This is a genomic window from Photorhabdus hainanensis, from assembly GCF_018448965.1.
GTDB lineage: Bacteria > Pseudomonadota > Gammaproteobacteria > Enterobacterales > Enterobacteriaceae > Photorhabdus > Photorhabdus akhurstii.
Genome location: NZ_RCWD01000008.1, coordinates 1 through 12723, shown reverse-complemented (window position 1 = coordinate 12723; position 12723 = coordinate 1). Strand labels below are relative to the sequence as shown.

The 12723-nt window shown below is 35.8% G+C and carries 9 protein-coding genes; 1 reads left to right on the top strand and 8 read right to left on the bottom strand.

Annotation, left to right across the window (positions count from 1 at the left end; genetic code table 11):
- The first annotated feature begins 120 nt into the window (after positions 1–120).
- Positions 121–1752 carry a sodium/sugar symporter gene (locus EAE92_RS06735; protein WP_214067526.1) on the top strand — a complete coding sequence of 544 codons (1632 nt, stop codon included), beginning with the start codon at positions 121–123 and terminating at the stop codon, positions 1750–1752.
- A 209-nt stretch (positions 1753–1961) separates the two neighbouring features.
- On the opposite strand, the gene EAE92_RS06730 is transcribed toward EAE92_RS06735, so the two are convergent.
- The 8 genes from EAE92_RS06730 to EAE92_RS06695 form a co-directional block, all read right to left on the bottom strand.
- A complete protein-coding gene (locus EAE92_RS06730; RefSeq protein WP_214067525.1) occupies positions 1962–4196 on the bottom strand; it encodes a S8 family serine peptidase in 2235 nt (744 codons plus the stop codon).
- Between the two features lie 5 nt (positions 4197–4201).
- The gene (locus EAE92_RS06725; protein ID WP_214067524.1) at positions 4202–5308 is read right to left on the bottom strand and encodes an AAA family ATPase; all 1107 of its coding nucleotides are present in this window, start codon (positions 5306–5308) and stop codon (positions 4202–4204) included.
- A gap of 479 nt (positions 5309–5787) precedes the next feature.
- Positions 5788–6348: a chorismate mutase gene (locus EAE92_RS06720; RefSeq protein WP_214067523.1), complete on the bottom strand. Its 561-nt coding sequence runs from the start codon at positions 6346–6348 to the stop codon at positions 5788–5790.
- A 139-nt stretch (positions 6349–6487) separates the two neighbouring features.
- Complete coding sequence (gene mog, locus EAE92_RS06715) at positions 6488–7063, bottom strand: molybdopterin adenylyltransferase (RefSeq protein WP_214067522.1); 576 nt, start codon at positions 7061–7063, stop codon at positions 6488–6490.
- Positions 7064–7154: 91 nt separating this feature from the next.
- Complete coding sequence (gene tal / locus EAE92_RS06710) at positions 7155–8108, bottom strand: transaldolase (protein WP_046394798.1); 954 nt, start codon at positions 8106–8108, stop codon at positions 7155–7157.
- A 134-nt stretch (positions 8109–8242) separates the two neighbouring features.
- Complete coding sequence (locus tag EAE92_RS06705) at positions 8243–10750, bottom strand: hypothetical protein (RefSeq protein ID WP_214067521.1); 2508 nt, start codon at positions 10748–10750, stop codon at positions 8243–8245.
- Positions 10751–11130: 380 nt separating this feature from the next.
- Positions 11131–12342: an MFS transporter gene (locus EAE92_RS06700; protein ID WP_214067520.1), complete on the bottom strand. Its 1212-nt coding sequence runs from the start codon at positions 12340–12342 to the stop codon at positions 11131–11133.
- Between the two features lie 141 nt (positions 12343–12483).
- Positions 12484–12723, bottom strand: a 240-nt coding sequence (locus EAE92_RS06695; protein ID WP_214067519.1) for a transposase, incomplete at its 5' end; no start/stop codon positions are given.

Genomic DNA, 12723 nt, shown 5'->3' with positions numbered 1-12723 from the left:
TAAGAATTAAGATAAATTACAAATACGATATTTAATAACAATTTTGTGATTCTGATTACATCTCCACCAAATGGTAACGTTTACAATTTAGTATCAAATAAACTAGCCAGGAAAAGAAACATGTCCACTATAGAACACGGTTTAAGCTTGGTAGATATATTGGTATTTATGTTCTATGTCGCCATTATCATCAGTGTGGGACTCTGGGTATCCAGGGATAAAAAAGGCTCGGACAAAAGCACTGAAGATTACTTCCTGGCAGGTAAATCCTTGCCCTGGTGGACAATAGGCGCCTCACTGATCGCGGCAAATATTTCTGCCGAGCAATTTATTGGTATGTCCGGCTCCGGTTATTCCATTGGTTTAGCAATCGCTTCTTATGAATGGATGGCGGCAATTACATTAATCATCGTAGGTAAATATTTCTTACCTATCTTCATTGAGAAAGGCATTTATACTATCCCAGAATTTGTGGAACAACGGTTTAATAAAAATTTAAAAGCCATTCTGGCAGTGTTCTGGATCTCACTCTATATTTTCGTCAATCTGACCTCTGTGCTTTATTTAGGTGGCTTAGCACTGGAAACCATTCTGAATATTCCATTGATCTATTCCATTATTGGGCTTGCAATATTTGCCTTGGTTTATTCTATTTACGGCGGCCTCTCGGCTATCGTTTGGACCGATGTTATTCAAGTCTTTTTCCTGATATTAGGGGGATTGCTCACAACACTTATTGCCGTCAGCTATATTGGCGGCAGTGAAGGCATAATGGCCGGATTTGCAAAAATGGTTGATGCAGCGCCAAGACACTTTGAAATGATTTTGGATAAAAGTAATCCTCAATTCATAAACTTGCCTGGTATTGCGGTACTAATTGGCGGTTTATGGGTTGCCAACCTCTATTATTGGGGCTTCAACCAATATATTATTCAACGTACCCTTGCTGCCAAGTCAGTGCAGGAAGCACAGAAAGGAATTGTTTTTGCCGCTTTTCTGAAACTTATTCTGCCTTTCCTGGTTGTTGTGCCGGGCATTGCCGCTTATGTGATCACAACCTCCCCTGAATTAATGGCAGGTTTAGGCGACCTTGCGCTAAATAACGTGCCTGATGCAACGCACGCAGATAAAGCTTATCCGTGGTTAACCCAATTTCTACCTGTCGGTTTTAAAGGCATCGTATTTGCCGCATTAGCAGCCGCTATCGTTTCATCATTAGCGTCGATGCTAAATTCGACCGCCACCATTTTCACTATGGACATTTACAGGGAATATATTGCGCCTGACTCAAGCGACCACAAACTGGTTAATGTTGGCCGTATTTCTGCCACTATTGCCCTGATTATCGCCTGTTTTGTTGCGCCAATGCTTGGCGGTATTAACCAAGCATTCCAATATATTCAAGAATATACTGGTCTTGTCAGCCCCGGTATTTTAGCCGTGTTCTTACTTGGGTTATTCTGGAAAAAGACGACCAGTAAAGGGGCGATAATTGGTGTGGTTTTATCGATCCCCTTTGCCTTATTTCTGAAATTCATGCCGTTTGCAATGCCATTTATGGATCAAATGCTCTACACATTACTCTTTACACTGGTCGTTATTGCATTCACGAGTTTAAGTACATCGGCTAATGACGATGATCCCAAAGGTATTATATTGGTTTCATCTATGTTTGCGACGGACCGCAGTTTTAATATTGCATCTTATGCCATTATGATCATTCTGGCTGTATTGTACGTTGTTTTCTGGTAGTCAATCTCCCACCAATTGAGACTACCGCAAAAAAGTGAAGTGAACCCCTTAAATCCAACTTCTAGTGTTCACTTCAATTTTTTAAGCGGCATAGAAATGAAAAAGCCTCTCATCTTCGAGGATTGACACGTTACTAACAGTTAATTTACATAGATATGATAGATATTCGCCCCTGTATCAAGCAGCTAATACAGGGGGATACTATGTATTTATATTGTATTATCGATATCAATATCTTGCTCAATTATTCCAACTTCAACTTTTGGTCCTAAACGTTGTTTCATTGAGTTATAAATACCAGAATCTTTATCGTGACTTTTAAAAGTTAAGACAAATGATACCTCTTGTTCTGATAGTTCATGGTGTGATGACATATCAAACTGATATAAATCACGGGTAAAAATTCGAGCATAGAGTCTTAACTTCGTATTATCAACGGATACTCCTGAAAAAGATTTGCCATGATGTCTTATCGGACTCCATTTAGCTAACTCTTGGCGAGACTGAAGTTCTTTTTCTTTAGATTCCTTCATAGTACCAAGAAGATTTTTTACTTTACCGTCGTTACTAATGCTCTGCAAAGAGCACTGTAGCCTAGTAGCAAAATAATTTTCGCCGCCCAGTTCAGAAACCAAGGGTTTTAATATTGCTGTTAATATTATTTCTCCTTTAATTTTTCCATCTTTCAACATTTCAGTAGGTAGAAAGATATCATTCCAATAATATGCAAATCCTGCACGAATTTTACTATTCCAAGCGAGAGTAACTGTCCCTTCATCACAATACCAAGGAAGGTTATTACCTTCTTTCCAAGGTGATCCCCAACCTAGACGCAAATCATGTACACACCTCTCAGCTTTATTTATTAACAATGCTCTAACTAAATCAGGAGTAGGTTCTTTTAGATTTTTAAACGCATGGGCTGCTATTGATGAAATAAGAGGTGTACTGTAACTAGTTCCAGTATCTATTACCCCACCAATCATTCGTAACGTTGAAAACCAAGATAGTTCTGGCTTTTTCATTCCTGCTGGAGCAGGCCCTCGCAAGCTCATCGAGCAAGGTGTAGTTGCCATACCATTTTCATCCGCACATCGTCCCGCTATAGTTAAAGCAGATTCACAATCGGCAGGGGGACACAATCTTATACTATTTGATCTACTTACATTACCGATTGAAATAATTGGTAATATGTTAAACTCACGGGCAATTCTATTAACTTCATGCCCTAAATAACTAATTTCCTCATTCGAATAATATGGCTCACTCTCATTAAATGAAAGATTCCATATCTGAGATACCCCATTTGTCTCATTGGCAACATCTCTAAGATAGTTAATAAATTGTTCGGTTGTTGGTTGGATAGCGACTCCTTTTTTATTAATTGCTTGAACGCTAATAAACTTGCACTCCAACTCAGGTAAAGCGAGATTATTATTCCACGCAGATCCTTGGCAAATTACTGAAGTAACCTTATTACCATGCTTTAAATCTGCATCATGCTGATCTACTAATGGAACAATTCTCATTACATTAAAAGGTAAATAAGAAACAGCAGAGCAACCACCGTCAACAATTACTACTGTTGGGATATTTTTCAAGTTAGATAAATTAGGTATTGGTTCTTTACCGCTACCTGGTGACACTGATTTTACTGAAACATGATGCACCGGCTCAATTCTATAAACAATACCAGAGCTAATTAACTTATTAAAATTCTCTAAACTATTTATTACTGTGGTAAATGATAATATTCCGTCGACTAAATACTCATCCAACTTTCTTAGAAAATATCTATTTCCCTTTTTTTGTATTTCTTCATTTTTAAAAACATTATCAAATTTAGAATGACCAAAACCAATAATCTTTTGATTAGCAAACTCTTCAAGTTCTCTCTTAACAGATACTCTTGCTTTTTTAGCATGGAATGGTAAAACCCAAACATTGAACTGCTTTTCTACATCATCAAACGCTTCAAAAACAGCTTTTGCCTTTCTTCCTCTTAATGCTTGATTTTTATCAAAACCAATAATACTTTCAAGACGAGAAATATCGACCTTAATTCGACCATTTTTCGCTCTTTCTATTTTCTCAATCAAATTAGAGATTTTAGAACCTGAGATTTCGACTAGGTATCCATCAAAAGCCGGAGCAACTATTCTTGTTAAATCATCTGTTTCAAATAAATCATCAGGGATCCAAGATGGTGCAAGAGAATCATCAAACATTTTAGCTAATAGATGAATTTTACCTGAATGGGAAACAATACCATCATTTTCGCTAATGTGTCTAAGCTCTTTCGATAGCTTCTTTTTTTGAGCATCTAATCGCGCCCAAATTATATCTTTAGAGTTTTTTCCGCCACCACTCACTGTATTGGGAACTGGCTTATCTAAAAAAGATAGTACAGGATTTAATAAAGGACTTCTAACACCCTCAGCCATAATTCCTACTCCTTGAGATAGCTTGAAATTGTCTGTCTACTTAGTTTCAAAAAACTACCGATTTCAGCCTGAGTAAACAATTTAGTTTCGGAAAGCAAATTAACGATGCTTTTTTTATTATCCGAACTCAACCTTTCTCTGTAAGGTATAATCGAGTTATGTGAATCACCCTCAATTATTGCTTGAATGACCGCTATAATATCAATACCCGAATTAGTCAAAATTGCCTGTCTTCTCGCTGCTATTGCTATAGTTTCAATATCTGCTCCGCTTAATCCATCTGATATTATAGATAGTGCTTTTAACTCCTTTGATATACCCTTGTCTTGGAAAAGGAAATGATTCCAAAGAGACTCCCTAACTTCAAGGTTTGGCATACCAAAGCGAATTTTATATGGAAAACGTCGCCAAATCGCGGGGTCTAAAAGATCTGCGTGGTTAGTTGCCGCAATTACTACTGCGCTATCATCCAGTGAATCTAAACCTTGTATCAAAGTATTCACAACACGTTTAAGCTCACCTATTTCGTGCCGATCATCACGTATCTTAGCAACCGCATCAACCTCATCTAATAACAATATACCGTTTCTAGAAGGTACATAATCAAATATTTGCCTTAAATTCTTAGCTGTATCACCCAATAATGATGATATTACTGAATCTAATCTGACAACGAATAACGGCCTATTTAGTTGAGAGGCAACATGACCAGCAATCAATGTCTTACCAGTACCCGGTGGACCTGATAACAGTAACCCCAATCTTCCTGATAACCCATTTTCAATTAGTTTTTTTTGATGCTTAACACTTTCAATAAAAGCATTAAAAGTAATACTTTCAGACTCGCCCAAAAAAATAGGGGTCACTGACCACTGATGCTCCTCAATTAGAGGCATTCTTGATTTAGGGTCAACAGGTAAACTATCACTATATCCCGAACTACGAAGTGGAACTCCCTTACGTCTTACTATGGATTTAATTTTTTTGGCAACATCCATATCATCGGCACTGATGGATTTAGCTATTCTATTACTGACACTTCTAACTTCTGTATAATTAGCATCCAAAGACGCTTCTATGAGGGCAACAATGTCCTCAGCAACGATATTCATAACCAACCCCTTAAATATAATGACAATCAAAAATGATTTTTTGTCATGTCAATATGCATGAATGTCATGAATAATGTCGATTTTGTCAACCTAAAAAACAAATTATCACCATAATTACAGGTAGGAGTTAAGGAAAAAAGGTTCGGTTTTATCAGCACACTGGCTTTTACGCTGTATACGTCAAATTTAACTTCCGAGGAGTTACCATCAATAAGATATAAGGCGCAAGTTCGCCCGTAGGGGATTACTTTTAACATATGACGTTCAGAGAGAAACTATAAGGCCGCTTTAATCTGAGAGGTATCAAGCCCTGTACAACATTATCAGTGTCTCGTGCATCAAGCAGGGTTATCTGTATGCCGAAACAGATTGTTGCTGTACGTACTACTGGTAGCTTGAAAAAACGTAAAGCAAATCTAGTTCCAAAGGCTCACTTCAAAAAGACCGGTTTTTCTTACTAAAGAGCGAAGGACTGTGATTTATTTTAATTTCACTTTCTCAAGCGCCGCAAAAATTTGCTGCTTATCTGAATCTTTTAAGTTATGTTGTTGAATATTCCTCATAAACATTTCTTTGTCAGAAGCGCTTATTTTCTCTCCGGCTTTAAGCAAAATCGCAATTTGTTGGAAGATTTCCGTATTCAGCCCGCTAATTTTAATCCGAACATCATCTAGCGACTTCGATTGCCAACCATTTTCAGGAACTGACAACCAATCAGCTCGATAACGATATTGAATCGCCTTTGCAGCATCCATCTGAATTATAATGAACGGCCTAACTGATTCTCCGCTTAACCCGAATGATTCAGCCTCACTTATTGATTTAGCAAGAACCTTATCTTCTTGAGCCAAAACCTCAACAGGTAAATGGTTTTCAGCCTTGTATCCCGCTACGTCTTTCATGTAAGAAAGGCGCTGATTAATCAACTGAGCTACCGTCGTCTTTGCCTCCATTGCTAACGTCACCGTTGGCGCCATTGCGCTCATAATCAATGCCAAACCAGCAATAAAGCCAATCCTTACTTTTTTTGACCGTTGCATTTTTTTACCCCGAAATTTATTCCAAACAAACTAATCAACATACCAAATGAATTATAGATTTATAATGTTGAAGTTGCCTTTTTATAAATGACGGATAAAAGTTCGATTTTTTTGATTCTTTCCACAGTTAGCCCATTGCTCAGCGCCGAGCACTTTTCGGTCTAAAAGCCGCGACTACCTTATCATCGGTCTCCACATACGGGCCATCCAGCAATTGGATACAATATGGCACACTGGCAAAAATACCGGATACCAGAACTTTGCCGTCTTCGTCTTTCAAGCCTTCCAACGTTTCTGCGATTGCTTTTGGCTGCCCCGGCAAGTTCAAAATCAGCGCCTGTTTGCGGATAACACCAACCTGACGAGATAAAATTGCCGTTGGAACAAATTGCAAACTAATCTGACGCATCTGTTCGCCATAACCCGGCATTTCACGGTCTGCAACCGCTAATGTGGCATCAGGCGTCACATCTCGGCGGGCCGGGCCGGTTCCACCGGTGGTTAAAACCAGATGACAGCCGATTTCATCCACCAATTCACACAAGGTTTGTTCAATGATGATCTGCTCATCGGGGATCAGGCGAGTCTCTATCTGAAAAGGGGTGGTAATCGCCCTTTTTAGCCACTCTTCCAATGCCGGAATCCCTTTGTCCTGATAAATACCGCTTGATGCACGATCAGAGACGGATACCAAGCCAATGCGCAATTCATTCATATAAACCTCAATTAACACAATTAAACTAAATAGCAAAAAGGCGGCCAATTATGCCGCCTTTAACGCTAAAAGAATAGTTTATCGCCTATCATTACAGCAGATCAGCGATCATCTTCTCAAGTTTGCCCTGATCAATAGCAAATTTACGGATACCGTCCGCCAGTTTTTCTGTCGCCATTGCATCTTGATGATGTTCCCAGTAGAACTGAGCCTCATTCAATGGCTCTGGACGCGCTTTAATTTCACCGGTATAACCCAGTTTACGTTCAACTTCACCCTGAGCTTCGGACAGCTCTTTCAACAGCGCAGGCGCAATAGTCAAACGGTCGCAACCCGCCAATTCCAAGATCTCACCGGAATTACGGAAACTTGCTCCCATAACTACAGTGTTATAACCATGTTGTTTGTAGTATTGGTAGATTTCAGTCACAGAAATGACGCCCGGATCTTCGTGTGGAGCGAACTCTTTCTGCTCGCTGTTCGCTTTATGCCAGTCAAGGATACGGCCAACAAATGGTGAAATCAGATAAACCCCGGCTTCCGCACAAGCACGCGCCTGAGCAAAGGAGAACAGTAGTGTCAGGTTACAGTTAATCCCTTCTTTTTCTAGCTGTTCCGCCGCGCGGATACCTTGCCAAGTTGAAGCCAATTTGATCAGAATCCGATCATTGCTGATACCGGCCTCGTTATACAACTTAATCAGGCGTTTAGCTTTGGCAACACTGCGTTCAGTGTCATAAGACAGACGGGCATCAACTTCTGTCGAAATACGGCCAGGGATCAGTTTGAGAATTTCCAAGCCAATATTTACCGCCAGTTTATCACTAGCATCCACAATCTGCTGCTCGCGGGAATCGCTCTGTTCGCGCGCCCACGCAATTGCTTCATCAATTAGTTTACGGTATTCAGGAATCTGTGCCGCGTTAAGGATCAGAGATGGGTTAGTTGTCGCATCTTGTGGCTGATAAAGTTTCATCGCCGCAATATCCCCGGTATCTGCTACTACTGTTGTCAGTTTACGCAGGGAGGTTAGTTTATCGGTCATTTTGTCATATCTCATCGTTATGCGTGAAATTGTGGCATTGTTCTTGAGCCATCCACTGATAATAACACGGTAAGACCTTGCTGCAAGGCGGTAAAAACGATCACTCGCAGTCACTCACTCTGTAGCCAATCTTTTCATACCACTTCGCTAATGTTCAATATTGAACCAATAGTTTCCATGTGTGAAACAACGATTATTTTCTTATTTTTATCAATTCTATCTATTAATTTCCTGCAATCAAATTCATCAAATATAATTACCTCTGAATCCGAGTTATTGAGATAATATAAAAATCTATCATTTGCTAAATAGGAATCAAAATTATGGTCTACATATATGTATCCTTTTATTTCAGATAATTTCTTAAGAAAAGAGGTCTTACCACTGCCATTATTCCCTACTAATTGTATAATTCTATCTTTTTTCAAACTTTGCTCTAAAATTAATAATTTAGAAGATAAGTTTATTTCTTTATAATAAACATTGTCGTGCTCAGTTATCCTTTTAATAGATACAGTTTCTGACAAATATCCAAATATAGCGAAATAAAAAATGACGATTCTATTATCTAAGTTTATAGCAGCCGTCATATTACCTGATTCAAAACTGGGATATAAAGAATAAAAAATTATCAAACTAGATATTATAAGACCTAATATAGAAGCCAAAGAATTAATTAAATATCGTTGTGATGCTACGGTATATAAACTACGTATTCCAGATAAAATAGCGTCGCGACAAAAACGGTTAGCCGGACCACATTGAGGTAGTTTTTTAATATAAGAAAATCGAATTGATAAAGCATGTAGCTCTTTATAGTATTTATTTCTATTATCCTTGTATATAGGATACAATAAATAAACGCTAGTAAGAAATATAAACATGGCACCAAACACAATCATAAAATTGTCAGAATTAAGAAATAAAAATACAGTACCGACAAATATCGAACCAAACCAGAAAACATCCTTGGCATACATGGTAAATCTATTTATTATCACATTGTATTCATGCTTAAATAAATTGAAACCTTCCACTCTAAAGTTACTTTTAATAGAGTTATATATGTCTTGCCTTGCTCTTTTTCTTATCTTAAACTCTATTAAATATGATCCCACAATCAATGAAATCATACCTAATAGAGATACAGATATTATCTTATAGGTTTCACTATCATATTCATTGTATGTCACTCTTCCTAACTCGAATAACGAAAGACTAGCAATGAACAAGAGTATAATTCCAATTACAGAGTTATAACTGAAAATATATAGAAATTGAGCTGTTTTTGATTTATTAATCTTACAATTTCCTGCTAATATAACTCCATTATCTGACGTCGACTTTATAGGTTTATTTTTTATTTCCAACTCAATATGATTAATTTCATGAGGAAATAACAATATAACATCAATTTGATACTCTATTTTTATTTTTGAAATGATATCTTTTAAATCAAATAATAATTTAGAATCCCAACCAGTCTTATTTGTATCAAAATAAATATGGCCTTTGTAATTATCAATTATGGCCATATATACACTCCTTACAGCAAAAATAAGATTTAATTTCCCTCTCGACAGATAACGAATGTTTGAGCTCATATCAATATATTTATTAATCTGGAAAATTTCATAACTTAATTTATTTAATATACTTCTATTGATTAGCTCTTTTGATAAATATATATTTCCCAGAATAGTTTTCTCAACAAAACTTTGTGTACCATCTAAATCATAATACTCTTCTGGCTTAGAGCGATAATTTTCATATCTACTAATAATTGATAATTTTGCCAGATAGCCATCATAAAATGGCATTAATAATCTAACTAAACCAAGATATTCACTAACCAAAATTAGAGAATATAAAAGAATAAGTAGTTTATCACTATTATCTATTTCCTTACCAATCAGAATGAGAAGAATAACAGGAATAACTTTTAAAAATGCATTTGAGGAAATATCTACAGCTCTCCACAATGAATCAATACGTTTTACTGTTTCTTCAATGTTAATAATTCTGTTCAAACTTAAAAGTTTCCCTCCCTGGTATCCAGTTAACAATATAGCAGTCAAGGACTCAAAGTTATCTCCAATAAATCCGTATCTTAATTTCCTTATCTTTGCTAGTTGTTTAGAGAGATAGGCTCGCTTTTTAAATAGAAAAAAGGATAATGGTATCAATATAGAACACAAAGATAATAAACCAACTGTTCCCCCTTCAACATTAATGACCATTAGAATGGAGAGATAAATGAAACAAATTACCTTAGATATAATCAAAACCACACTAGTATCATAGGTGGAATAATTTACAATATCGTGCTCATTCTGCTGAGCCTCTTTTTTACTGGTGAAACAGTTATCAAATATTGAGAGAATATAAGCCTGCTTTTTAGTAATGAGAAATAAACTTAGATTATTAATCATACTCAAAATAGGTCTCAATATTACAATTAAGAAGATAATCAGCCCAACACTCCCTGCCTCTAAACCCTCAGTCAAAGGAAGTGTTATTATGTAAATCAATATAAAAAATGAAAAAAAAGAAGATAATAAATTAATTATTACCTCAACGGGAAATAGAATTAAGGTACTATATTGCTTTGTTATATTATTCTTAATTGAAGAAATGTTCATTTGCTACCTTATTTTTTAATAGCTAAATTAGGTCTTCTTTGCTACCTGCATTACTTATAAAAATTATATTAGATTCTGTAAACTCATTCTTAAAACCTTTATTTTTCTTACTTGTTTAAGTAAACATACTAATTTAGCTGTTTATTACCTACACTTTTCTCCTTCAAAGGACGAATATTTAAATTATTCCAATATCGTTAGTCAATAATAATCTGTCAGATATGAGGCAAATGTCGCATAAATTATGCTTTATATACTTAATATACTTATATTCAAGCAACGACTTTTCTGTGTCGTGAATATTAGAAAAAACACCGAGGGAGATAATTCACTGAATTCAATAAATTGAAACTATTGCCAATAATTTCATTCAAAATGAATTACTTTAATGTTAGTTTACTCTCAACGTCAGCGCTTATTTTCTTTGCAACAAAAACTGAACTCAAAGAACACATTGCAAAAAAGACAAATAAAACACTACTTCCTAGCAAAGGGATTAACCATATTATTATAATACCAAAGGCTGACTGGTAACTTCTTGAAATTGCATCCGAAGACGATATTATTTTCGCAAAATATTTTTCTGGCGTCAGCTCTTGCCCTGATGTATAGAGAGATATCCTTAAAAAAGAGAGTCCGACAAAAATAAGCATAGTGCCTAATGTATAGTATAATAGGACAATTCTTGACAAAGGCATGGCCCAAAAAATAGATCCAACAGCAATCAAAAGAGAGCCAAGAAAGAAAGATTTTTTTAATTTACTTATATTAAAATAACAACCAGATAAATAAGATCCAAATAACATTGAAATAGAAGCTAAAAAGGAAAAATAAGCAACCAAATCAGAAAAAGAAAACGAATATAATCCACTAAATAAAGAGACAATTGTTGTATAGTTAGAAGTTATTATATAGGTTGAAATCACTTGGTATGACACCATTGCAGTTAAAATACTTATCCTGAACAATAATATATTTCTCTGGGTATTATTCTTAATAATATATTCCAACCCACCATATTTCATAGAAATATCTTTTTCCTTTATTTTAGTTCCCCAATCGCTGATAAAAAAGAGAAATATAATTGATAAAATAAAACACATTGATTCAATAAGAAACAAGGATCGTATTGACATCATATTTATCAAAAAACCGGCTATCAATGGAGAAGATATAGAGAGTAACCCATAATAGAATTGTTGCTTTGATATAAAAGCAACTCTTTCTTCTGAGCTGACAAATACCTGGTATGCCGCTGACCTTATCGATATATTTAAACCTGAAAAAAATGACAGCAGGAAAGATATGAAAAATAATAAATATATATTATTCACAAATACAGCAAGGAATATTGTTACTGCCCGAAATAAATCCGAAGAAATACAAATAGCCCGCATATTAAACCGAGCCGTTAACCCACCAATAACCACAAAAACCAATATACTCGCCATTAACCTCACAGATACCATTAAAGACGTATCTATCTCCGACTTGGTAATTGAATATATAAGTGAAAGAAGCGCTATTTCACTTATTCCTGTACCAAAGATAGATATTATATCAGAGGATAATAGCTTGTTTTTATTCTCCATGTTTTACCCCATTTATACATTTTTACCCACTCGATTCCAATCAAATAAGAAACTGGTAATATTGTACACTTTCTTACTTTTAGCATAATTACGCTATTAAAATCCAAGAAAAATAGATCAAATTCACAAAAATTAACCTGATTACCATCGAATCTCAGCTAGCTTGAGTAAATACTCAGGTATAGGTGCTGCCCGGATACATGAATAAATAAGCTGTTCGAATGTTTTTTTAAGGTTAAAGCGCCAATTGAACTTGAAACAGAATTCGGCAAGATAACGAGGTAAATACTTTTTGCTAATCGAATGATATGTTCCGCGTATCGAATTTTTTACATTACTTATCATTGTGTTAACCCACTGAAAATAAGGAAGCTTAACACT